The organism is Bacillus sp. Marseille-P3661 (genome assembly GCF_900240995.1).
Lineage (GTDB): Bacteria > Bacillota > Bacilli > Bacillales > Bacillaceae_J > OESV01.
The window spans coordinates 172,118-197,143 of sequence record NZ_LT965954.1 but is presented as its reverse complement, the minus strand read 5'-3'; the positions used below and the strand labels follow the sequence as shown (position 1 = coordinate 197,143).

Below are 25,026 nucleotides of genomic sequence, written 5' to 3'. Positions count from 1 at the left end.
ATGGAGAATAATTTAAAACAACAAAGAGTAACAGAAGAAGGATATAAACCATCGATTTATTCACTTCAGCTACATGAATTAGAAACATGGATCAAACAGAATGGAGAACCTAAGTTTAGGGCTGCACAAATTTTTGATTGGCTATATGTAAAACGAGTTAATGAGTTCGAAGAAATGACAAATTTATCAAAAGGATTACGTGATAAATTAGCGAATGACTTTGTTATAACCACGCTAAAAACAATAGTTCAACACACATCTAGTGACGGGACATTAAAATTTTTGTTTGAACTACACGATGGTTATTCAATTGAAACTGTTTTAATGCGGCATGAATATGGGAACTCAGTATGTGTAACTACACAAGTTGGCTGTAGGATAGGGTGTACATTTTGTGCATCTACTTTAGGTGGTTTAAAGCGAAATCTAGAGGCCGGTGAAATAGTTGCCCAAGTTCTTAAAGTTCAAAAAGCGATTGATGAATCGAACGAAAGGGTAAGTTCGATAGTTGTTATGGGGATCGGCGAACCTTTTGATAACTATGATTCACTATTGTCTTTCCTTAAAACCGTTAATCATGAAAAAGGGTTAAATATTGGTGCAAGACATATCACTGTTTCTACTAGTGGAATTATTCCAAGAATATATGATTTTGCCAATGAACAATTACAAATTAATTTCGCTTTATCCTTACATGCTCCAAATACAGAGCTAAGAAGTCGATTAATGCCAATTAATAAAGCTTATAAATTGCCTGATTTAATGGAAGCTGTGAAGTACTATACTGAAAAAACAGGACGTAGAGTAACATTTGAATATGGTTTGTTTGGTGGTGTTAACGATCAAGTAGAACATGCAGAGGAATTAGCACGTCTAATAAAAGATTTAAAATGCCACGTCAATTTAATTCCTGTAAATTACGTACCTGAAAGAGACTATGTTCGGACGCCTAAGAAACAGATTTTTGAATTTGAAAAAACACTGAAGCGACATGGTATTAATACGACAATAAGAAGAGAGCAAGGTCATGACATTGAGGCAGCTTGTGGACAACTGCGAGCAAAGGAGCGACAAGAAGAGGCGAGGTGAAACGATGAAATCAATTTTTCTTACAGATAGGGGAAAAGTACGGTCACATAATGAAGACAATGGGGGTATCTTCTTATTAGGAAGTCAATATGCCTTAGCTGTTGTTGCTGACGGTATGGGAGGGCATCAAGCTGGAGATGTGGCCAGTGAGATGACCATTACAGAATTAGAAAAACAATGGTCAACCAAAAAAGGAATAGATTTATCTACTCCAGATAAAGTAGAAAGCTGGATGAAAGAAGTAGTTGCTAGAATTAATACAACTTTATATCGTTATGCACAAGCACATGAGGAATGCCAAGGTATGGGGACAACTATTGTTACTGCAGTAATTACTAGGGAATTTGTTACAGTAGGGAATATTGGTGATAGTCGTTGTTATATCTTAAACAATAATGGATTCTCTCAAGTTACAGATGATCACTCATTGGTTTATGAACTTGTTCGATCTGGACAGATTTCTGTTGAGGATGCAGAGCATCATCCTCGCAAAAATGTCTTGATGCGTGCTTTAGGAACTGAAGAAAATGTGAACTTAGATATAAAGACCCTTGAATGGGAACAGAATGATATACTGCTTCTTTGTTCTGATGGCTTAACTAATAAACTGTCAAGTGAAGAGATAAAGGCATTACTTGAGGAAGATAGTGATGTTGAAGTTAAGGCAGAACAATTAGTAGCAAGAGCTAATGAGGCTGGCGGTGAAGACAATATTACGGTTGCAATAGTGAAGAATGTCCCGACGGAAAGTGGAAGTGAGTGATGAGTATTGATGATTGGTAGACGGTTAAATGGTCGATATAAGATTATTGAAATGATCGGCGGCGGCGGAATGGCAAACGTTTACCTTGCACATGATATCATTCTAGATCGTGATGTAGCAGTAAAAGTTTTGAAACCTGAGTTTTCCAATGATGATGAGTTCATCAAAAGGTTTCGTCGCGAAGCTCACTCAGCCACTAGTCTTGACCATCCGAAAATTGTTAGTATTTTTGATGTTGGTGAAGAAGATGATATTTATTATATTGTGATGGAATATGTTGAAGGCACTACTTTGAAACAATTTATACAGCAGCGAAGAAATTGTACGGTTGAAGAAGTTATCGATATTATGAAACAGATTACTTCTGCCATTGATCACGCACATCAAAATCAAATTGTTCATCGAGATATCAAGCCACATAATATACTAATAGACTATAATGGTAATGTTAAAGTTACCGATTTTGGTATTGCGATGGCATTAAGTGCAACGTCTATAACTCAAACTAATTCGGTACTAGGATCTGTACATTATTTATCTCCTGAACAAGCCCGTGGCGGAATGGCAAATAAAAAATCAGATATTTATTCACTAGGTGTAGTAATGTTTGAATTATTAACAGGTCGCCTACCTTTTTCCGGCGAATCTGCTATTTCAATTGCACTTAAACATCTGCAAAGTGAGACGCCTTCGCCAAGACGATGGAATCCAGACATTCCCCAAAGTGTTGAGAATATTGTTTTAAAAGCAACAGTAAAGGACTCTTTCCTTAGATATGATAGTGTTGCAGATATGAGAGAAGACTTAGAAACAGCTTTAGATCCAAGTCGAGTAAATGAACCTGTATTTATGATACCGGAAGATGATGAGGCCACAAAGGCAATACCGATCATCACGGATGAACATCTAATAAAGGAAGATCATCATACAATTGTACACCCACCCAAGAAAGAAAAAAGTAAGACAAAACGCTTAATTGTATTGTTTTTAACAATTAGTCTTCTATTGGGCGGAGCTATTGCAGCTGCTTTTATTATTGTACCACCTCTTATTGAGCCAAAGGATGTTATTATTCCTGACGTTACAGAGCAATCCATTACAGATGCAATAGAAGAACTACAATCGGTCGGGTTAAAAGTAAAAACAGAGCAGTTGATACATGATACAATAACAGAGGGAAACGTAATTAAAACAGATCCACCTGCAAATTCAACTGTCAAAGAAGGATTTGGAGTTATCGTATATGAAAGCTTAGGTAAGGAAAAAATCCAATTTGCGGATTATGTTGGTATGCAATTAAATGATGCTAAAAGAGAGTTGGAGTTACTGGGAATAAACTTGGAACATATTTTGCCAAACTATGTTGATAGTGACCGCCCTGAAAATGAAATTACAGCTCAATTACAGCCTAAACCTGACGAAAAGGTTAATCCGGATGAAATGGAAAATATGTGGGTTATTTTTCAAGTAAGTAAAGGACCAACTATTAAAATACCGAATATGATTGGTTGGAATGAGGAGCAAGTCAATCAGTTTGTGAAAAAAAATGACTTAATATTAGATAATTCTAGTGATCAACAATATTCGAGTGATGTGGACCAAGGTTTAGTAATCTCACAAACACCGGAGGCAAATTCATACGTAAAAAAGAATAGTACCTTGAAAATTGTTCTATCAAAAGGACCGGAACCTAAAACATACCAGTTCTCAAAAGTAATACCTATAGATACTGAAGATGATGAAGCGATAGAACATGTAGTTGAAATTTATATTGAAGATATGGAACATGAGATGGAAGCTGATCCAGAAGTGTTGACAATTACGGAGACGACTGAAATACCGATCAAACTAATTATTCCCTACAATGGTAAAGCTTCTTACAAAATATTTGTGGACGGAGAGCTTCTTGATGGGGCAGATATAGCGTATGATGCTGTAATGGAGTAAGTACCTGAAAACTTTTCTAAAAAAATAAATCATGGAGGTATACATGGCAGAGGGAAAAATCATTAAGGCACTAAGTGGATTTTACTACGTTTTAGCAGAGAACGGAATTATTCAATGTAGGGGACGGGGGGTTTTTCGTAAAAATGGAATAACCCCTCTTGTAGGAGATTATGTTAGCTTCGAAGCAGAAAATGAATACGAAGGTTACATTATGGAAGTTAAAGATAGAAAAAATGAACTTGTTAGGCCGCCAATATCTAATGTTGACCAAGGAATACTTGTTTTCTCGGCAGTTGAACCTGATTTTAGTCCGTTGCTCCTTGATCGTTTTTTAGTGCTAATAGAATCGAATAATATAACCCCTGTTATATGTATTACAAAAATGGATATTGTAGATAATAACCAATTTTCAGAAATCCAAGCATATGCAAAGGATTATCAAAAAATTGGTTATGAAGTACTTTTTACTTCATCAAAAACATTGGATGGAATTGAGAAATTAAAACCTTTCCTTAAAGATAAAATATCGGTTTTTGCTGGTCAATCCGGTGTGGGGAAATCATCTTTACTAAACGCCTTAAAGCCAGAATTAGAGCTTAAGACAAATGATATTTCTAGTCATTTAGGAAGAGGGAAACATACGACAAGGCATGTTGAATTAATTCAGTTCGAAACAGGTTTAGTTGCTGATACTCCTGGGTTTAGCTCGTTAGACTTTATTAACATTGAAGCGAATGACTTATCAAACTACATGCCAGAAATGGCTGAACGAAGTGAAAATTGTAAATTTAGAGGTTGCCTTCACCTTGCTGAGCCGAAATGTGCTGTAAAGGATGCTGTGGATCAGAATGAAATCCCACGCTATCGTTACGAACATTATGTTCAATTTATTGAAGAAATTAAGGAAAGAAAGCCGAGGTACTAATGAATGATTAAGGTTGCACCATCAATATTATCTGCTGATTTTGCTAATTTGGGAAACGAAATTAACGATGTTGAAAAGGGAGGGGCCGATTATATTCATGTTGATGTAATGGATGGTCATTTTGTACCTAATATTACGATTGGCCCATTGATTGTTGACGCTATAAGACCTGTAACTAAACTACCGTTAGATGTACATCTAATGATAGAAAACCCTGATTTATACATTCCTGCATTCGCAAAGGCTGGAGCTGACATACTAACTGTTCACGTTGAAACCTGCAAGCATATACATAGAACAATTCATTTAATTAAAGAAAATAATGTAAAAGCTGGGGTAGTCTTAAATCCTGGTACACCTGTTAATATGATCGAGGATATAATTGAAGATATTGATATGGTTTTATTAATGACTGTAAATCCTGGATTTGGCGGTCAAAAATTTATTTACAGCGTTCTACCAAAGATCGAAAAAGTTGCAAACCTTATTGCAAGCAAAAATTTGAACGTTGAAGTTGAAGTAGATGGGGGAGTGAATCAAGAAACAGCCAGACTTTGTGTAGAGGCTGGAGCAACTGTATTGGTTGCAGGTTCAGCAGTTTTTAACAATTCAAATCGTAAACAGGCTATTGATTCTATTCGAGGTAACTCATAAGTATAATGAAAACAACCGTAGTAATGGTTGTTTTCTTTTTTGTCTAATTTTAAGGTATAAAGAACTCCTTTTTGGCGTAATAATACATCTTTGAAAGCCGGGGAGATCTTCGGCATTAATAAATAATAATTTGTTAGTTCTCAATGAATCGTAATATGCATAATATGATGATAAGTAGGTGGCTATCATATATCATTCTTTAGGTACTTTTTTACACCCTATGAATATAAATAAAAAGAGATAAAAAGTGGCCATAATTTTGGAAATGGTAATCCGCTTGAGGAGGGACATTATGAAGTTTTATACGATTAAATTACCGAAATTTTTGGGTGGCTTTGTTAGAGCAATTATTGGTGCGTTTAAAAAAGAGTAAAAGGGGGCTAGGCGCTGTAGCTAGGAAAATGAAAAGCGAAGCGCCTTTTTCCCGACATGTCAAATCTGTGGAAAACATAAATAAAATGATGTTGAGCAATAATTTATTAGTATGCTGTGTTTGTTTAATAATGTCAATAATCGTATACTATTATTTTAGAGTAGAAGCGGTGAGCTCTTAAACAAGGTGTCTTCTAAAGGTCACACATTTGATAGTATCTTTGTTTAGCTATAAGAAAAAAAGCACCTTAAAGGTGCTTTTTCTCATTTGTGCTATAGTTTATCACTACAAGCTGTAACTTGAACTATTCAAAAATTAAACGCGTTCAACTTTACCTGATTTAAGAGCACGTGCAGAAACCCATACACGCTTCGGCTTGCCATCAACTAATATGCGTACTTTTTGTAAGTTCGCTCCGAATGTACGTTTATTAGCGTTCATTGCATGTGAACGGTGGTTACCTGAACGAGTTTTTCTTCCAGTAATCTCACATTGTTTACCCATTGATTTCCCTCCTCTAGCTACAAAAAAATACAAAGGTACAATTAGAAAAAACGTAATTTACCTATAATAGGCAAGCTACGATGCCCCTATGGGTTGCCCCAAAGGTCCTTTTTCCTTTACTATCAACTATACCAGTTCTATCTGATAGTATTAAAAAACACCTTTATTAATTTATCATAAAAAATTCAATAATGCAATAAACTATCTTCGTATATATCAAGAAAATTTACTTGACAGTAATTGCTTATAAATGATTTATAATTCTGGTCATGCTTTCGTTCTATAAAATTGCTGGTGTTTTAGTGGAAAACTGGCTTGTTTTAAGTATAAATTGTATATACTTTAATTATAAGTCGTAATATAGTAAAATGGCGATAAGTATTGTACATAAAAAGGGGGATTTATCATGTCAATTGAAATGAAAACACAATATGGTCAAATTGATATATCTAATGAAGTTATAGCTACCATTGCTGGCGGTGCAGCGATTGATTGTTATGGTATTGTCGGGATGGCTTCTAAAAATCAAATAAAGGACGGCTTATCTGAAATCCTTCGAAAAGAAAATTTTACAAAAGGCATTATTGTTCGTCATGAAGAGGATGAAATCCATATTGATATGTACATAATCGTAAGCTATGGTACTAAAATATCTGAAGTCGCTCATAACGTTCAAACAAAGGTAAGATATACTTTAGATCAAACACTAGGTCTTGCTGTAGATTCAATCAATATTTATGTTCAAGGTGTGCGAGTAACTAACCCATAAAGGTTCGAGAAGGAGGAAGTTTTGTGAGTTTACAGCAGTTAGATGGAGTTAAATTTGCTCAAATGGTCTTAGCAGGAGCAAATAATTTATCAAAAAATGCAAAAATGGTTGATGCCTTAAATGTCTTTCCGGTACCTGACGGGGATACTGGCACGAACATGAATCTATCGATAACATCCGGAGCGAACGAAGTAAAGCAACAAACTACCAACCACATTGGTAAAATTGCCAGTTCGTTTGCAAGAGGTTTATTAATGGGAGCGCGTGGGAACTCTGGTGTTATTTTATCACAGCTGTTTAGAGGGTTTGCAAAGGCAATTGAGTCTAAAGAAACCGTTAATACCTTCGAATTTGCAGCTGCTTTTGAGGCAGGCGTATTAACAGCTTATAAAGCAGTAATGAAGCCTGTTGAGGGAACCATATTAACCGTAGCTAAGGATGCTGGAAAAAAAGCGATAGAAGTGGGCAAGAAAGAAAATGATATTGTGATTGTAATGGAAGAGATCCTTAAAGAGGCAAAAGCTTCTTTAAACCGTACGCCTGAACTATTGCCAGTGCTAAAAGAAGTTGGCGTTGTTGATAGTGGTGGACAGGGACTTGTAACTATATATGAAGGATTTCTTGCTGTTTTAAAAGGGGAGGAATTACCTGAAGTCTCCACAACACAACCTTCAATGAACGAACTGGTCAATGCAGAGCATCATAAATCTGTCCAAAGTCATATCAACACAGAGGATATAGAATTTGGGTATTGCACTGAGTTTATGGTTAAGTTTGAAGAAGAAAAGTTAAAACAACAACCATTTTCTGAAGAAACATTTCGAAATGAACTTAGTAAACATGGAGATTCCTTACTAGTTGTCTCAGATGATGATATTGTAAAAGTACATATTCATGCTGAATATCCAGGTCATGTAATGAACTACGCGCAAAACTATGGACAGCTAATTAACCTTAAAATAGAAAATATGCGCCAACAACATACAACGATACTCGAGGCAGACCAACAGTCCAAACAGACCACAAAAGCACCAGAAAAGAAAAAAGATTATGGTATTGTAGCAGTTGCGATGGGAAATGGAATTGCTGATTTATTTAGAAGTCTAGGTGCCGATGAGGTTATTGAAGGTGGACAGACAATGAATCCTAGTACTGAGGATATCGTACAAGCCATTCAAAAGGTAAATGCTGAAAAGATAATTATTTTACCGAATAATAAAAATATTATCATGGCAGCTTCACAAGCTGCATCGGTTGTCGATGAAGAAGTTATTGTTGTTCCATCCAAGACTGTTCCGCAGGGAATGACTGCACTACTCTCATTTAATCCTGCTGCGGATTTGGCTGAGAATGAAAGTGCTATGACAGATGCGTTGTCTAATGTCAAAACAGGACAAATAACATATGCTGTTCGTGATACCAATATAGATGGCATTGAAATAAAAAAGGACCACTATATGGGGATATATGATGGTAAAATTGTAGTGACAGCTCCTGAAAAGAATGAGGCTGCTAAGGAATTATTAAAAGTAATGATCGAGGATGATGAGATTATTACAATCCTTCAGGGTGCTGATGCGAACGAATCTGACATTGCAGACGTGGAATCTTTTATAGCAGAAAATTTTGAGGATATAGAGGTTGAAATTCACAAGGGAAATCAACCGCTATACCCATTCATCTTTTCAATCGAGTAGGTTTAGCTTAATTAATACAAGCAATATATAAAACATAAAAATGAGGCTCACAGTTTTTACAACAAGCGAGTCTCATTTTTTGTAGTTTTCGTTATGAATGAAAGTCTAAAGGAGGCATTGCGGTTAACCGTCAAGGGGAACAATTTATATTAAGTTCTCGGCCGGGAAACTGTGTTAGGCGTGAATACTTTAAAACAATCGATTACAGCAGTGAAAGGAATAGGCGAAGAGTCTGCTATTCAATTGAATGAAATGGGGCTGTATACAGTCGAAGATTTATTGGAATATTTTCCTTATCGTTATGAAGATTATAGCTTACGGGATTTAAGAGATGTTCAGCATGAAGAAAGGATTACGATTGAGGGGAAAGTCCATAGTGAGCCAACACTAATCTTTTATGGACGGAAAAAATCTCGATTAATGATTAGGGTATTTATTAATCAACAACTGATTACGGCTGTGTTTTTTAATCAACCATATTTAAAAAAGCAAGTTACAATTGGTGATTTAGTTACGATTACTGGGAAATGGGATCAGCATAGACAAACGATTACTGGAACTGTACTAAAAAAAGGTCAGGTCAGCAGAACCCAAGGACTTGAGCCAGTCTATTCTGTTAAAGGTAAAATGACTATAAAAAGCATGCAACGCTTTATATCTTCAGCATTGAATCAATTTGCAACCGATATTACTGAAATTTTGCCAAACTATTTAATTAAAGAATACAAGTTAATTTCTAAAAAAGATGCAGTTGTTCATATTCATCATCCTAAAAGCGCCCAACACTTAAAGCATGCGCGCCGTCGGTTGGTATATGAGGAGTTTTTATTATTTCAGCTAAAGTTACAGGCATTACGAAAGTTTGAAAGAGAGCAAAGTGGAGGGACTGCTCAATTTTTTTCCAAGGATAAAATTGAGCATTTCATTCATTCCTTACCATTTCCATTAACAAATGCCCAGCGGAAAGTTGTTCAAGAAATTATTAACGATATGAATTCTCCATATCGTATGAATAGATTATTACAAGGAGATGTTGGTTCTGGTAAAACAGTTGTTGCAGCTATCGCGTTATATGCATCTGTTTGTGCAGGTAATCAAGGGGCGTTAATGGTACCTACAGAAATATTAGCAGAACAGCATTCGCAATCACTTGCTGAATTATTAACTCCCCATGGAATAAAAGTCGAATTGTTGACGAGCTCTATTAAAGGAAAAAAGAGAAAAGAGGTTTTATCACAGCTATATGAAGGGAATATCGATATATTAATCGGTACGCATGCATTAATCCAAGATGAGGTGAATTTTAATAAATTAGGCCTTGTCATAACGGATGAACAACATCGTTTTGGAGTGGAACAGCGACGTGTTTTAAGGGAGAAGGGGCAAAGCCCAGATGTGTTATTTATGACCGCAACGCCTATTCCAAGAACATTAGCAATTACTGTGTTTGGCGAAATGGATGTTTCAGTATTAGATGAAATGCCGGCTGGCCGAAAAAAGATAGAAACATATTGGGCTAAACATAATATGCTAGATCGGGTACTAGCTTTTATTCAAAAGGAATTAATGGAGGGGCGTCAAGCCTATGTCATTTGCCCATTAATTGAGGAATCTGAGAAATTAGATGTCCAAAATGCAATCGATGTCCATAGCATGCTTGTTCAGTATTATCCTCCCCATATAAATGTCGGTTTAATGCACGGAAGACTGCCATCACAAGAAAAAGATGAGGTTATGAAAAAATTTAGCCAAAATGAGTACCAAATTCTTGTATCGACGACTGTGGTGGAAGTTGGAGTAAACGTTCCGAATGCAACTGTTATGGTAATTTATGATGCTGAAAGATTTGGGTTATCACAGCTTCATCAATTAAGAGGGCGCGTAGGTCGAGGGAGTTCACAGTCTTATTGTATACTGATTGCGGATCCAAAATCAGATGTTGGTAAAGAGCGTATGAAAATTATGACAGAAACAAATGATGGATTTGAGCTCTCTCAGAAAGATTTAGAATTAAGAGGGCCAGGTGATTTCTTTGGGAAAAAACAAAGTGGTTTGCCAGAATTTAAAGTAGCCGATATGGTCCATGATTTTAAAACACTAGAAGTAGCAAGAAACGATGCAGCGAAATTCGTAGCGTCAACTCAGTTTTGGCAAGATGATCAATATAAAACATTGCGTAATTATCTAATTGATTCAGGGGTTCTTTATGGAGAAAAGCTGGACTAATAAATGGTATATTTCACTTGCAAGATAGTTTATTAATTTATATACTACTATTAGTACCTAGTCTTAATATCGGAAGGTGAAAGGTGATGCGTCGTACTAAAAAGGAACGACAACAACTATTAGTTGCCACCATTAAAGAAACCCCTTTTATCACTGATGAAGAGCTTTCTAAGAAATTTAATGTGAGCATTCAAACGATACGTTTGGATCGACTCGAATTATCTATTCCCGAACTTCGTGAGAGAATAAAAGATGTCGCTAAAAGTAAGTTAGATGAAGAAGTGAAATCTTTACCTATAGAAGAGGTAATTGGTGAGATTGTCGATTTACAATTAGATAAGAGTGCAATATCTATTTTAGATATTAAAGGTGAACATGTCTTTTCTAGAAATAAAATTGCGAGAGGTCATCATCTGTTTGCACAAGCTAATTCATTAGCAGTTGCTTTAATTGATGATGAGCTTGCACTTACTACAAAAGCAAGTATAAAATTTACGAGACAAGTAAAAGAAGATGAGCGTGTTATTGCAAAAGCAAAAGTTATTGATAAGGATGATAATAAGGTTCGGACACTTGTTTCAGTACAAAGTTATGTTGGACCAGAGTTAGTGTTCTCTGGTGATTTTGAACTATATAGATCAAAAGGACTCAAAAAAAGCAAAGGCAGGTCTAATTCATGAGAATAGTGATCGACGCAATGGGTGGGGATCATGCGCCAGAGCAAGTAGTTTTGGGTGTCTTGGAAGCAAGGAGATCATTTCCAGACATTGAGTTTACCTTAGTAGGCGATGAAAATAAAATACGTCCACTAATGGATAATATTTCAAGTTTTTCAATCATACATACTAACGAGATAATTGAGGCTACAGATGAGCCAGTTCGTGCGGTTCGACGAAAAAAAAATGCATCGATGGTGTTGATGGCTAGTGAAGTAAAGGAAGGAAGGGCCGATGCATGTATATCAGCAGGAAATACAGGTGCACTAATGGCATCCGGCTTGTTCGTTGTTGGCCGCATTGAAGGCATTGATCGGCCAGCTCTTGCTCCAACATTACCAACTATCGATGGACAAGGTTTTGTATTTTTGGATGTCGGAGCTAATGCTGAGGCTAGGCCCGAGCACCTATTACAGTTTGCGATAATGGGTTCTGTTTATGCAGAAAAGGTTCGAAAAATAACGAATCCAAGAGTGGGTTTATTGAATGTTGGTACAGAGGAGAAGAAGGGGAATGAGCTTACGAAACAGGCGTTCACATTATTAGGCGATGCTCCGATTAACTTTGTAGGTAATGTAGAGGCGCGCGATTTATTAGAGGGTGTAGCCGATGTAGTCGTTACTGACGGGTTTACTGGTAATGTTGCTTTGAAAACGGTTGAAGGTACGGCTATGGCGATTTTTTCAATGTTAAAAAAAGAATTAATGAGTACTTTTACAAGTAAGCTTGCAACAGCCGTGATTAAACCGCAATTAGTAAATTTAAAAAACAATCTAGATTATTCAGAATATGGTGGAGCAGGCTTGTTTGGTTTAAAAGCTCCTGTTATAAAAGCACATGGCTCTTCAGATTCGAAGGCTTTCTTTAATGCTATTCGACAAGCTAAAGAAATGGTTGAAAAAGAGGTTGTTACAACTATAGAAAATACTATCAAAGCTGAATAACAAATAGAAGGAGGAGAAACAGTGGGTAAAATTGCTTTTATTTTTCCTGGACAAGGATCACAAATAGTAGGAATGGGCCAATCATTGGCTAATGAATATGATCAAGCAAAAGCTATATATGATAGAGCAGATGAGCGCTTAAATTTCCCATTATCAGAAATAATTTTTAATGGTCCTCAAGAAAAGCTAACTTTAACTGAAAATGCACAACCATCCTTATTAACGACAAGTATTGCAATTTTAGAAGTTTTTAAAGAACATGGTATTAAACCGGATTACACGGCAGGTCATAGCTTAGGAGAGTACAGTGCTTTAGTTGCGGCAGGTGCTATCAGTTTTGAAGATGCAGTTTATGCTGTTCGTAAACGCGGAGAATATATGGAAGAGGCTGTACCTGCAGGTGTGGGTACAATGGCCGCTGTATTAGGGATGGAAGAAACGGAACTTAAAGAAGTAACCGATGAAGTAACAGAGAAAGGTAATGTCGTTCAATTAGCCAATCTAAATTGCCCTGGGCAAATTGTAATATCAGGTTCAAAACAAGGCGTTGTTGCTGCAGCTGATTTAGCAAAAGAAAAAGGAGCAAAACGAGTAATTCCTTTAGATGTAAGTGGACCTTTTCACTCGATCTTAATGAAACCTGCTGCAGAAAAATTTTCAGCAATTCTAGATGAAATTACAATAAAAAATGCGGAAGTTCCAGTTATTGCAAATGTTACAGCCAATGAAATCATTGAGAATGTTGAAATTAAAGAAAAACTAATTGAGCAACTTTACTCTCCGGTTCGTTGGAGTGAATCAGTAGAAACTATGTTGGCTAAAGGTGTTGATACGTTTATTGAAATCGGTCCAGGAAAGGTATTGTCCGGCTTAGTTAAAAAAGTAAATCGCCGTGTGAATACATATGCCATTTCTGATTCAGAAACATTAACGGAAGCTATAAACATACTTAAGGGGGATGCCTAAATGCTAGATGGTAGGATTGCGGTTGTAACAGGTGGATCACGTGGTATAGGTAAGGCAATAGCGCTAGAGTTAGCTAAAAGTGGAGCAAAAGTAGCGGTAAATTATGCTGGGAATGAAGCAAAAGCCAATGAAGTTGTTGACCAAATAAAAGCTAATGGCGGCGAAGCAATTGCAATTAAAGCAGATATAGGTAATTCTGAAGAAGTGAACACGATGATAAAAGATGTAATATCAGCTTTTGGTTCGGTAGATATTCTAGTGAATAATGCGGGTATAACTCGTGATAATCTATTGATGAGAATGAAAGAAGACGAATGGGATGCAGTTATAAACACTAACCTAAAAGGTGTCTTTAATTGTACAAAAGCTGTTACTCGTCAGATGATGAAACAAAGAAAAGGACGTATTATTAATATCGCATCTATTGTAGGTGTCACAGGAAATCCTGGTCAGGCAAATTATGTTGCAGCTAAAGCGGGTGTTATAGGGTTAACTAAAACAACAGCAAAAGAGCTTTCAAGCCGAAACATTACTGTTAATGCGGTGGCACCAGGTTTTATTAGCACTGATATGACCGACGAATTAACAGAAGAAGTGAAATCAGAAATGTTGAAGCAAATTCCACTTGCACGTTTTGGAAATCCAGAAGATATTGCATATATTGTACGTTTCCTTGCATCTGATGAAAGTGGCTATATAACCGGCCAAACTATTCAAGTAAATGGCGGTATGGCAATGTAATCACAAACAATATTTGAATGATTTATACTCACTCTAGTTTTTTTACCTAGAATGAAATATAATACTTGAGGGGAGGTGAACGAATAATGGCAGATGTTTTAGAACGCGTAACAAAAATCATCGTAGATCGTTTAGGTGTTGATGAGGCAGATGTGAAATTAGAAGCTTCATTCAAGGACGATTTAGGTGCTGATTCCCTAGATGTAGTAGAATTAGTGATGGAATTAGAAGATGAATTCGATATGGAAATCTCTGATGAAGAAGCAGAAAAGATTTCTACTGTTGGAGATGCTGTTAACTACATAAAATCACTAGCATAATCCTATTAAGTCCCGTGCAATCACGGGGCTTTCTCCAATTTTATGTAGCATAAATGGAAGAATATACGTATTGGGTAGGGACTCTAAATCCTTTAACAGAAAGTATTTAATGCAATTGTCCAGTTTGGATAAGTTTTAGAGGCTTAAGATTAGCAAATTTTAACGTAGATGTTTTGTAGTGGAGGTTTTTATGCCAAGATCAATAAAAAAGAAAGAGAAAAAGTTAGGAATTAAGCAAAAACTGCTGTTTGAAGAGCTACAAGAAAAGATCGGGATAACATTTACTGATGAAAGTATGTTAATCCAAGCTTTTACACATTCATCTTATGTGAATGAGCATCGCATTAAACCATCGGAAGATAATGAAAGGTTAGAGTTTTTGGGGGATGCTGTACTCGAATTAACTGTATCACAATTTTTGTTTAAAAATTATCCATCGATGACTGAAGGAGACTTAACAAAGTTAAGAGCGGCAATCGTGTGCGAACCTTCTTTAGTTAATTTTGCTCATCAACTATCATTTGGAACGTATGTTTTACTAGGAAAAGGTGAGGAGCTTACTGGTGGAAGGGAGCGGCCAGCATTGTTAGCTGATGTTTTTGAAGCGTTTATTGGCGCCCTTTATTTAGACCAAGGACTTGATAAAGTCGTTGGATTTCTAGAAAAGGTAGTATACCCCAAAATTAGTGAAGGTGCTTTTTCTCATGTGATGGATTATAAGAGTCAACTTCAAGAAATCGTTCAAAGAAATGGACAAGGCTCAATTGAATATTTAATTGTACAAGAAAAGGGACCTGCTCATAACCGTGAGTTCGTTTCAAAAGTAACATTAAATGCTGAAATATTAGGATTGGGTGTTGGCAAATCAAAAAAAGAAGCTGAACAGAAGGCTGCACAGCAGGCACTGGAAAAGTTAAAGAGCGAGAAACAAAAATAAGCTAATCACAAGGTGCTAATCCTTTTGGTTAGCTTGTTTCACCAATGGTGTTGTGATTGAACCTAGTCCATAACTTTAAACATCTAATAGATAGTTATACGAATTCTTTTCTCAAATTTGTTAAAATTAATCTGAAACGTACTGATAGTTATGGATATATATATACTTATCCCATATTATCAGTAGGTTTCTAGATCATTATCCCCCTCTAAAAAAGGGGGTGTCTTTTTAAGGGGAAAGAATGCGTTATATTTTGTGTGTACTTGTCCAGCTTAAGCAACAGCGCATAGGCTCCGGGACAAAGACGCATATAGACGTGCTAGTGCCGGCATTGCCATAAGGTGCCGTTCCTTTATAATAAGATCGCAAGTCAGCTGCTGTGCTGCGATGCTCTTATGCTTTGCTAAAGAGGATATGGCTTGAACAACATAAGATTAAGTTAAAGGCAGGACAAATCATTATGTACTTAAAACGTTTAGATATAGTAGGTTTCAAATCATTTGCTGAACGGATATCTGTAGATTTTGTTCAGGGAGTTACAGCCGTCGTTGGACCAAATGGAAGTGGGAAAAGTAATATTACTGATGCGATACGCTGGGTATTAGGTGAACAATCAGTCAAATCACTTCGCGGCTCAAAGATGGAGGATATTATTTTTGCTGGAAGTGATTCGAGAAAATCACTTAATATTGCAGAAGTGACACTAACACTAGAAAATGAGGATCAATTCCTTCCGGTTGATTATCATGAGGTTAGTGTGACAAGGCGTGTGTTTCGTTCTGGAGATAGTGAATTTTTAATTAACAAACAACCATGCCGATTAAAAGATATTGTGGACTTATTTATGGATTCGGGACTAGGTCGTGAAGCTTTCTCGATTATTAGCCAAGGGAAAGTTGAGGAAATTTTAAGCAGTAAGGCTGAGGATCGCCGTAGCATATTTGAAGAGGCAGCGGGAGTATTAAAATACAAAACTCGTAAGAAAAAAGCAGAGAGTAAATTACTCGAAACTCAAGAAAATTTAAATAGAGTTGAAGACATTCTTTATGAAATTGAAGGGCAAATTGAGCCGTTAAAAATTCAATCTTCTATTGCAAAAGATTATCTTGAGAAAAAAGAGCAACTTGAAAAAACAGAAGTAGCATTAACAGTATATGAAATTGAAAATCTCCATCAAAAATGGGAAAGTTTATTAAAGCAATTTGAGGAACACAAAGATGTTGAAATTAAAATGTCTTCCAAAATACAAGTTCAAGAAGCTGAAATGGAAGCGTTAAGTGAAAATATAAAAGTTCTTGACGATTCGATTACTGAACTTCAGGATGTCCTACTCATTTCTAGTAAGGAGCTTGAAAAGCTAGAGGGACAAAAAGAGGTACTCAAAGAACGAAAGAAAAATGCAACACAAAATAGGTCTCAACTAGAGAGAAATATTAGTGAATTAAAAGAGAAAATACTTCTATATGAAAACCAAATAACGCATCAAGCAGAGTCACTTTCCACATATAAAAAGGAATTAGTGAATGTTCAACAGAAATTAACGGATAGAGAAAAGCAACTATCAGCTGTTAATTTAGATGTGGATAGTGAAATTGAAAATTTAAAAAGTGAATATATTGAACTTCTTAACAAACAAGCATCGTTTAAAAACGAACGCAGTTATTTAGAAGATCAAATAAAACAATTACAAACCAAGAAACTAAAGTTAGATTCAGATAACGAAAAATATATAGTGCTTCGAAGAGAGATTGAGGAACAAAAAAATAATTTACAGCAAAAGCTAGAAGAGAAGCAAGCTGAAGTTCAAGAAACTTTAAAGAAGTATAAGCAAATTGAACTTGAAACAGATAAAAAGCGGGACGAATATCACAAAAAAGAAACCCAGCTTTATCAAGCCTACCAATATTTACAGAAGTTTAAATCAAGAAAAGAAATGTTGGAAGAAATGCAGGATGAATACTCTGGTTTCTTTCAAGGTGTAAAAGAAGTTTTGAAAGCAAAACTTCCAGGTGTTGAAGGGGCGATTGCAGAAATTGTTCAAGTAGATAAGCGCTATGAAACAGCGATTGAAACTGCTTTAGGTGGCGCTATGCAGCATATCGTTGTCGATAATGAACAAAATGCACGTCAGGCTATTCAGTTTTTGAAACAAAATCGTCATGGCAGGGCAACATTTTTACCGTTAACTGTTATTAAAGGTAAGTCATTACCACCAACTCAACGGTCCATGCTTGAAAATCACCCCGCATATATTGGTGTTGCGTCCTCCCTTGTAAAATATGATCATAAATACGAAGATGTAATCCAGAACATTCTAGGTGCTGTTGTTATTACAGAGGATTTAAAAGGTGCTAACGAAATTGCAAGAATTTTAAACCATCGTTATCGAATCGTTACGCTCGAAGGTGACGTGGTTAATCCAGGTGGATCGATGACAGGTGGGTCAATCAAACAAAAAACAACATCACTCTTTACTAGACAAAGAGAGCTTGAAGATTTAAATGCAAAATTGCCTGATATGGAACGAAAAACGGAATCGTTTGAAGTGCAGGTTAAAGATTTAAAAGAGAAGATCCAAAATAATGAAAAAAATCTATCCGAGCTTAAAGAAATTGGTGAAAAGTTAAGAATAGAAGAGCAAGATATAAGAGGAGACTTACGTGAAATTGAAGTACAAGTGAAAAATGCCAATGAGCGACTTTCAATTTATGATCTTGAAATTCAAGGTTTAAATGATGAACAAAACGCCACGAAAAATAAGTTGACTGAGACTGAAAAGAAGTTAGACCGATATGCGGAGCTAACGATAAAACTCGATCAGCAAATCAATGAATTGAATGAACAAAAGAAATCACACCAGTCCTCTAAGGAAACACTTCAAAATGAATTAACGGAATTAAAAGTCGTTGCTGCTGAAAAAGGACAGCTTGTTAAAGGAGAACAAGAAAAGCAAAATCGTCTTCAGGCAGAATACGATGAATTAAAAACACGACTTGAGGACCTTACATTCGATCTGCGTTTTTTAAATGATGAAATGACTACCAATGTAACAGGTGAAGATGTTCTAGAAGACACAATCACGCAGAAAAGTCGAGAAAAGGAAAAAACACTTGCTTTGATAAGTAGCCGTCGTGAGGATCGTTTACAACAACAGTTAAAAATGGATGATTTATCTCGAGAAAATAAAGAATTAAAAAGACAACATAAGCAAATGCTTGATGCAACTAAGGATGAAGAAGTAAAAATAAACCGCTTAGATGTAGAATTAGAGAATCATCTGTCACACCTAAGAGAAGAGTATATGCTTTCTTTTGAGGCGGCTAAAGAAAAATACCCATTAACGATCGATGCAAATGATGCTATTCGTAAAGTAAAGTTAATTAAAATGGAAATTGAAGAGTTAGGTACGGTCAATTTAGGTGCTATTGATGAGTATGACCGAATCTCTGAACGATACCACTTTTTAACAGAACAAAGAGATGATCTTACTGAAGCGAAAAATACTCTTCATCAGGTTATTCAAGAAATGGATGAAGAAATGATAAAACGATTTGAAGATTCATTTTATAGCATAAAAGCAGAATTTGAACAGACTTTTAAAAAGTTATTTGGCGGTGGGAGAGCAGATCTTGTTTTAACGGATCCTCGAGATATACTGAATACAGGAGTAGATATCGTGGCCCAGCCACCAGGTAAAAAGCTTCAAAATCTCGGTCTACTCTCAGGGGGAGAAAGAGCGTTAACGGCCATTGCATTATTGTTTGCGATTTTAAGGGTAAGGCCGGTTCCTTTCTGCGTTTTAGATGAGGTTGAAGCGGCGTTAGATGATGCGAATGTAACTCGTTTTGCAACATTCCTAAAACAGTTTAGTAAGGATACGCAATTTATTGTTATTACCCATCGTAAAGGGACAATGGAAGAAGCGGATGTGTTGTATGGAGTGACTATGCAAGAATCAGGTGTGTCCAAATTAGTTTCTGTGCGTCTAGAAGAGTCACAGCAATTAATAGAGGGTTAGTAAACAGAAAGAAAGCGAGGTTATCATATGAGTTTTTTTAAGAAGTTAAAAGAAAAAATTACTGCAAAAACAGATTCAGTAACTGAAAAGTTTAAGGATGGATTATCAAAAACGAGAAACTCATTTGCTGAAAAAGTTAATGATCTTGTTTCTCGTTACCGCAGTGTAGATGAGGAATTTTTTGAGGAATTAGAAGAAATTTTGATTAGTGCTGATGTAGGTGTGAAAACAGTACTCGAACTAATTGAAGAATTGAAAAAAGAAGTTAAAAAACGAAATATCCAAGATCCAAGAGATGTCCAAGGTGTGATTTCTGAAAAGCTAGTTGAACTATTTTCGACCGGTGAACAAGATGTTCAGCATTTAAATCTCAATACAGATGGTTTAACAGTTATCTTGTTTGTTGGGGTTAATGGTGTTGGGAAAACAACGACAATAGGGAAACTTGCATATAAATTAAAAAGTGAAGGTAAAAGCGTGCTACTTGCTGCTGGCGATACATTTCGTGCAGGTGCCATTGACCAGTTAGAAGTATGGGGCGAACGTGTTGATGTCGATGTCATTAAACAATCAGAAGGATCAGATCCTGCTGCTGTGATGTATGATGCGGTACAGGCAGCGAAGTCTCGTGATGTTGATGTACTAATTTGTGATACAGCTGGGCGCCTACAAAATAAAGTGAATTTAATGAAAGAGTTGGAAAAGGTAAAGCGTGTTATTGAACGGGAAGTACCCGGTGCACCGCATGAAGTGTTACTTGTACTTGATGCTACTACAGGTCAAAATGCGATGGTCCAAGCTAAACAATTTAGAGACGCAACAGATGTAACTGGAATAGTTTTGACAAAATTAGATGGTACAGCTAAGGGTGGAATTGTGCTGGCTATTCGGCATGAACTAAATACACCAGTAAAGTTTGTAGGACTAGGTGAAAAAATGGAAGATTTACAGGAGTTTGACCCGGAACAATTTGTATATGGCTTGTTTGCCGAAATGATTGATAAGGAAGTCGAGGAAACAAATTAACTGTCTAGTGATTATACTTGACAATTGTTTTTTTCGAGTGTATGATTTAAAACTGTAAAGGGAATTCACTTAACAAGGGGGGGCTTTGTATGCTTGAAAAAACAACGAGGATGAATTATCTATTTGATTTTTATCAATCGTTGTTAACATCAAAGCAACGAAACTATATGTCACTCTATTATTTGGATGACTATTCCCTTGGTGAAATTGCTGTGGAGTTTAATGTCTCTAGACAGGCGGTTTATGATAATATAAAACGTACTGAATCCATGCTTGAAGATTATGAAAGTAAATTGTTTTTGTTTAAAAGATTCCAAGAAAGACAAGAACTTTTACAAAAACTTAAGATTCACTTGAATGAGCAAGAGTTAAATAGGGATGCAATTACACAGTTAATTGAAACCCTTGAGAAATTAGATTAGGAGGCAGCAACTATGGCTTTTGAGGGATTAGCCGACCGACTGCAAAGTACGATCCAACGTATTCGTGGCAAAGGGAAAGTGACCGAAGATGATGTTAATGAAATGATGCGAGAAGTGCGATTAGCACTTTTAGAAGCAGATGTTAACTTCAAAGTGGTCAAAGATTTTGTGAAACGAGTGAAGGAAAGAGCTGTAGGTCAGGAAGTCATGAAAAGCTTAACTCCTGGTCAGCAGGTTATAAAAGTAGTACAGGAAGAACTCACTGCATTGATGGGTGGCGAACAAAGCAAAATCGCTGTAAGTAACCGTCCACCAACTGTCGTCATGATGGTTGGATTGCAAGGTGCAGGGAAAACAACTACGACCGGCAAGCTTGCGAATTTACTTAGAAAAAAGTACAATCGTAATCCACTACTTGTAGCTGCTGATATATATCGTCCTGCAGCAATCAAACAGCTAGAAACACTTGGGAAACAATTGAATATGCCGGTGTTTTCTTTAGGAGATCAAGTTAGTCCTGTTGAAATTGCAAAACAAGCAATTTTAAAAGCAAAGGAAGATCACCAGGATTATGTTCTGATTGATACTGCTGGTCGTCTCCACATTGATGAAACATTGATGGATGAGTTAAAGCAGATTAAAGAGTTAGCTAAACCTGATGAAATTTTCCTAGTGGTGGATGCAATGACAGGTCAAGATGCTGTTAATGTTGCTCAAAGCTTTAATGAACAGCTTGGCCTAACAGGTGCTATTCTTACAAAACTTGATGGTGATACACGTGGTGGAGCAGCTTTATCAATTAAAGCAGTCACGAATACACCGATTAAGTTTGTAGGTATGGGAGAAAAATTAGATCAACTAGAAGATTTTCATCCAGAACGAATGGCATCTCGTATTCTAGGTATGGGTGATGTTCTAACATTGATTGAAAAAGCTCAAGCCAATGTTGATCAGGAAAAGGCAAAGGAACTTGAGCAAAAAATGCGAACAATGAGCTTCACATTTGATGATTTCTTAGATCAATTAGCACAAGTTCGTAATATGGGTCCCCTTGACGATTTGCTTGGCATGCTACCTGGTGCTAATAAAATTAAAGGATTAAAGGACTTAAAAGTTGATGAGAAACAAATTAGTCATGTCGAGGCGATTATTCAATCGATGACTAAACAAGAAAAAATCACGCCTGAAATTATTAATGCAAGTCGTAAAAAAAGAATCGCAAAAGGTTCAGGTAGAACAGTTCAAGAGGTTAATCGTTTACTTAAACAATTTGAAGATATGAAAAAAATGATGAAACAAATGACAAATATGAATGCAAAAGGTAAGAAAAAGGGATTCAAACTTCCTTTTATGTAAAAGAGAGTTGTTAAATATAGCCAATTTATTAATTTTTTATTGGTGTCAATAATTTTCACTTTACAACCTAAACAGAAATTGATAATATTAGAAAATGTGTGAAATATACTCGGAGGTGCATTTAAAATGGCAGTAAAAATTCGTTTAAAGCGTATGGGACAAAAAAAGGCTCCCTTTTATCGTGTAGTAGTAGCTGATTCTCGTTCACCACGTGATGGACGTTTCATTGAAGAGATTGGTACTTATAATCCAGTAGCTAAGCCAGCTGAAGTTAATCTTAATGAAGAAGCTGCATTAAAATGGTTACAAAATGGTGCTAAGCCATCTGATACAGTACGTAACTTATTCTCTTCACAAGGCATTTTGGAAAAATTCCACAACTTAAAACAATCTAAGTAAGTTGTGTGATACTATGATCGAATTAATCGAAACGATTGTTAAACCGCTTGTTGACTATCCTGAGGATGTTAAAGTTAGCGAAACTGAAGATGATCGTAAAATAACCTATAACTTAACCGTTCATAAAGATGATGTAGGAAAAGTGATAGGGAAGCAAGGTCGAGTAGCAAAAGCTATTCGTGCAGTAGTGTATGCTGCTGCAAACAATGAAAGTAAACGAATTAATCTTGAAATTATGTAAAGGGCGAGGTAAATTACCTCTCCCTTTTTTTGTAGAGATTTGAACATTTAATATACTTTTAAGATTGTCACCCGTAACTGAACAATAGCAAGTTAATCAATCTCAGCTCGCACATTCTTGTTTATTAACTTTGATCAAGCCTAGATTTAATATTGAAACTTCGTTAGTTTTGTGTACATCATTAATAAATAACGACTAGTTTCAGTGAGGTGGAAAATGAAAATACTAAAAAATGTAGTCGTAAAACAGTTGTTAACCGGAAAAAGTAAACAATATATGCACGAAAAGTTTCAAGCTCAGCTTAATCAACTGAATAAAGAAATTGAGCAGTTTCGTTTTGTAAAAAAGAAATTGGAGAAATCAGTGAAGGCAGCAGGAAATAGTAATAATATCGGTAAAATTGAAAAAGAGATTTCTGGTAGACAGGAACAATATAATTTGGTGCAATTTAAGGTGCAGCAGCTTGAACTTTTACCACTAGGTAGTGAACTTAACGATACTGAGGTGCAAAGTATCGTGGAAATTAACGAGGGTGATAATTGGGAAGAAATAATGAAAGGCGGAACAATCATTATTAAAGATGGGATAATCCATGAAATCCGGTAGAATGGTGGTATAGAAATGTCTAAATATTATAATGTTGGCAAGATTGTAAATACACATGGTGTTAGAGGAGAGGTCAGGGTAATCGCTTCCACTGATTTTCCTGAAGAAAGATTTAAAGAAGGCAGTGCTCTGTTTGTAGAATTAGAAACTCGTGAACTGCTGCCATTAACAGTCACATCACATCGCCTTCATAAAAATTTTCATTTACTTACATTTGAAGGTTATGACAATGTAAATGATGTGGAAAGGTTTAAAGGCAATATGTTGAAAATAAGTGAAAACGAATTGACAGAGTTGGATGAAGATGAGTATTATTACCACGAAATCATCGGGTGCGATGTAGTTAGTGAAGATGACGGGGCTTTATTAGGAGTAATAAAAGAAATACTATCTCCAGGAGCAAATGACGTCTGGGTTGTAAAGACGCCGGATAGAAAAGAACTTTTACTTCCTTATATAGAGGATGTTGTAAAAGATGTAGATATAAAAAATAAAAAAATTACCGTACACTTAATGGAAGGATTACTATGAAGATAGATATCTTAACACTATTTCCAGATATGTTTACAGGGATTTTTGGACAATCGATATTAAAAAAAGCTGAAGAACGTGACATAGTTACATATAATGTCCACAATTTCCGTGAGTTTTCTGAGGATAAGCATCAAAAAGTAGATGATTACCCATATGGTGGGGGGGCTGGTATGGTATTAACACCACAACCCATTTTCGATGCAGTTGACCATTTAACAGCGGGGCTGACCACAAAGCCAAGGGTTATTCTTATGTGTCCACAAGGTGAGCGATATACTCAAAAAAAAGCTGAACAACTTTCAAAGGAAGAGCATTTAATATTTATTTGTGGACATTACGAAGGATATGATGAAAGAATTCGTCAACATATCATTACTGATGAGATTTCGATTGGTGATTTTGTATTAACAGGTGGAGAATTAGCAAGTATGGTAATTGTAGATAGTGTTGTGAGACTTTTGCCTGGCGCCTTAGGTAATACTGAGTCAGCACCATGTGATTCATATAGTAGTGGATTGTTAGAACATCCTCACTATACAAGGCCTGCAGATTTTCGTGGATTGAAGGTACCGGATGTCTTGCTCTCCGGTAATCATAAAAACATTGAGGAATGGCGCGCCAAAGAGTCCTTAAGGAGAACTTTTATTAGACGACCTGATTTATTACATACACGTGAGTTAACAGATATTGAAAAAAAGTGGATTGAAGAGTTCATGAACAATAAATAGCTCTTGAAACAAGTAGTTGTTTATGTTATATTATTTCTTGTGGCTTGAACTTGTTCAGGTTTTAAAACGATGTTCCGCTGTATATGAAGATTATAAATCTACAAGAGCATCTGTGTGGAAGGAGT

At 36.0% G+C, this 25,026-nt stretch carries 25 protein-coding genes; 24 read left to right on the top strand and 1 reads right to left on the bottom strand.

Going from position 1 to position 25,026, the window contains the following annotated elements:
• The 6 genes from rlmN (at position 1) to spoVM (ending at position 5,751) form a co-directional block, all read left to right on the top strand.
• Positions 1 to 1,089, top strand: coding sequence for a 23S rRNA (adenine(2503)-C(2))-methyltransferase RlmN (rlmN, locus tag C1724_RS11850; protein WP_102346986.1), 1,089 nt, complete (start codon positions 1 to 3; stop codon positions 1,087 to 1,089).
• 4 nt (positions 1,090 to 1,093) lie between these two features.
• Positions 1,094 to 1,852, top strand: a complete 759-nt coding sequence (locus tag C1724_RS11845) for a Stp1/IreP family PP2C-type Ser/Thr phosphatase (protein ID WP_102346985.1) — start codon at positions 1,094 to 1,096, stop codon at positions 1,850 to 1,852.
• A gap of 9 nt (positions 1,853 to 1,861) precedes the next feature.
• A complete protein-coding gene (pknB, locus tag C1724_RS11840) occupies positions 1,862 to 3,799 on the top strand; it encodes a Stk1 family PASTA domain-containing Ser/Thr kinase (protein ID WP_102346984.1) in 1,938 nt (645 codons plus the stop codon).
• A gap of 43 nt (positions 3,800 to 3,842) precedes the next feature.
• A complete protein-coding gene (gene rsgA / locus C1724_RS11835; protein WP_102346983.1) occupies positions 3,843 to 4,724 on the top strand; it encodes a ribosome small subunit-dependent GTPase A in 882 nt (293 codons plus the stop codon).
• A 3-nt stretch (positions 4,725 to 4,727) separates the two neighbouring features.
• Entirely contained in the window at positions 4,728 to 5,378 is a 651-nt protein-coding gene (rpe, locus tag C1724_RS11830; RefSeq protein ID WP_102346982.1) for a ribulose-phosphate 3-epimerase, read from the top strand.
• A gap of 292 nt (positions 5,379 to 5,670) precedes the next feature.
• Complete coding sequence (spoVM, locus tag C1724_RS11825) at positions 5,671 to 5,751, top strand: stage V sporulation protein SpoVM (protein WP_102346981.1); 81 nt, start codon at positions 5,671 to 5,673, stop codon at positions 5,749 to 5,751.
• A 315-nt stretch (positions 5,752 to 6,066) separates the two neighbouring features.
• Here spoVM and rpmB read toward each other — a convergent pair whose 3' ends face one another.
• Entirely contained in the window at positions 6,067 to 6,255 is a 189-nt protein-coding gene (rpmB, locus tag C1724_RS11820; RefSeq protein ID WP_017753686.1) for a 50S ribosomal protein L28, read from the bottom strand.
• A 406-nt stretch (positions 6,256 to 6,661) separates the two neighbouring features.
• Here rpmB and C1724_RS11815 point away from each other — a divergent pair, with 406 nt between their 5' ends.
• The 18 genes from C1724_RS11815 to trmD all read left to right on the top strand — a co-directional run bounded on the left by C1724_RS11815 (position 6,662) and on the right by trmD (position 24,901).
• A complete protein-coding gene (locus C1724_RS11815) occupies positions 6,662 to 7,024 on the top strand; it encodes an Asp23/Gls24 family envelope stress response protein (protein WP_102346980.1) in 363 nt (120 codons plus the stop codon).
• 23 nt (positions 7,025 to 7,047) lie between these two features.
• Positions 7,048 to 8,721 (top strand): DAK2 domain-containing protein, encoded by a 1,674-nt coding sequence (locus C1724_RS11810; RefSeq protein WP_102346979.1) that lies wholly within the window; start codon positions 7,048 to 7,050, stop codon positions 8,719 to 8,721.
• 180 nt (positions 8,722 to 8,901) lie between these two features.
• Positions 8,902 to 10,947, top strand: a complete 2,046-nt coding sequence (gene recG, locus C1724_RS11805; RefSeq protein WP_102347903.1) for an ATP-dependent DNA helicase RecG — start codon at positions 8,902 to 8,904, stop codon at positions 10,945 to 10,947.
• Between the two features lie 86 nt (positions 10,948 to 11,033).
• Positions 11,034 to 11,627, top strand: a complete 594-nt coding sequence (gene fapR, locus C1724_RS11800; RefSeq protein WP_102346978.1) for a transcription factor FapR — start codon at positions 11,034 to 11,036, stop codon at positions 11,625 to 11,627.
• Positions 11,624 to 12,607, top strand: a complete 984-nt coding sequence (gene plsX, locus C1724_RS11795; RefSeq protein WP_102346977.1) for a phosphate acyltransferase PlsX — start codon at positions 11,624 to 11,626, stop codon at positions 12,605 to 12,607. Before fapR ends, plsX begins: the two co-directional genes overlap by 4 nt.
• A gap of 21 nt (positions 12,608 to 12,628) precedes the next feature.
• The gene (gene fabD / locus C1724_RS11790; RefSeq protein ID WP_102346976.1) at positions 12,629 to 13,573 is read left to right on the top strand and encodes an ACP S-malonyltransferase; all 945 of its coding nucleotides are present in this window, start codon (positions 12,629 to 12,631) and stop codon (positions 13,571 to 13,573) included.
• On the top strand, positions 13,574 to 14,314 hold the full coding sequence (fabG, locus tag C1724_RS11785) for a 3-oxoacyl-[acyl-carrier-protein] reductase (protein ID WP_102346975.1): 741 nt from the start codon (positions 13,574 to 13,576) through the stop codon (positions 14,312 to 14,314).
• Between the two features lie 86 nt (positions 14,315 to 14,400).
• Positions 14,401 to 14,634, top strand: coding sequence for an acyl carrier protein (acpP, locus tag C1724_RS11780; RefSeq protein ID WP_102346974.1), 234 nt, complete (start codon positions 14,401 to 14,403; stop codon positions 14,632 to 14,634).
• 190 nt (positions 14,635 to 14,824) lie between these two features.
• Positions 14,825 to 15,571, top strand: coding sequence for a ribonuclease III (rnc, locus tag C1724_RS11775; protein WP_102346973.1), 747 nt, complete (start codon positions 14,825 to 14,827; stop codon positions 15,569 to 15,571).
• 460 nt (positions 15,572 to 16,031) lie between these two features.
• A complete protein-coding gene (gene smc / locus C1724_RS11770; RefSeq protein ID WP_102346972.1) occupies positions 16,032 to 19,589 on the top strand; it encodes a chromosome segregation protein SMC in 3,558 nt (1,185 codons plus the stop codon).
• Between the two features lie 27 nt (positions 19,590 to 19,616).
• Entirely contained in the window at positions 19,617 to 20,615 is a 999-nt protein-coding gene (ftsY, locus tag C1724_RS11765) for a signal recognition particle-docking protein FtsY (RefSeq protein WP_102346971.1), read from the top strand.
• Positions 20,616 to 20,704: 89 nt separating this feature from the next.
• Positions 20,705 to 21,037 (top strand): putative DNA-binding protein, encoded by a 333-nt coding sequence (locus tag C1724_RS11760; RefSeq protein ID WP_102346970.1) that lies wholly within the window; start codon positions 20,705 to 20,707, stop codon positions 21,035 to 21,037.
• 12 nt (positions 21,038 to 21,049) lie between these two features.
• Positions 21,050 to 22,393 (top strand): signal recognition particle protein, encoded by a 1,344-nt coding sequence (gene ffh / locus C1724_RS11755; protein WP_102346969.1) that lies wholly within the window; start codon positions 21,050 to 21,052, stop codon positions 22,391 to 22,393.
• Between the two features lie 126 nt (positions 22,394 to 22,519).
• Positions 22,520 to 22,792: a 30S ribosomal protein S16 gene (gene rpsP / locus C1724_RS11750; protein WP_102346968.1), complete on the top strand. Its 273-nt coding sequence runs from the start codon at positions 22,520 to 22,522 to the stop codon at positions 22,790 to 22,792.
• Between the two features lie 13 nt (positions 22,793 to 22,805).
• Entirely contained in the window at positions 22,806 to 23,033 is a 228-nt protein-coding gene (locus C1724_RS11745) for a KH domain-containing protein (protein ID WP_102346967.1), read from the top strand.
• 216 nt (positions 23,034 to 23,249) lie between these two features.
• Complete coding sequence (locus C1724_RS11740) at positions 23,250 to 23,639, top strand: YlqD family protein (protein ID WP_102346966.1); 390 nt, start codon at positions 23,250 to 23,252, stop codon at positions 23,637 to 23,639.
• A 15-nt stretch (positions 23,640 to 23,654) separates the two neighbouring features.
• Entirely contained in the window at positions 23,655 to 24,170 is a 516-nt protein-coding gene (gene rimM, locus C1724_RS11735) for a ribosome maturation factor RimM (protein ID WP_102346965.1), read from the top strand.
• Positions 24,167 to 24,901: a tRNA (guanosine(37)-N1)-methyltransferase TrmD gene (gene trmD, locus C1724_RS11730; protein ID WP_102346964.1), complete on the top strand. Its 735-nt coding sequence runs from the start codon at positions 24,167 to 24,169 to the stop codon at positions 24,899 to 24,901. The genes rimM and trmD overlap by 4 nt, the downstream gene beginning before the upstream one ends.
• The last annotated feature ends 125 nt before the right edge of the window (positions 24,902 to 25,026 follow it).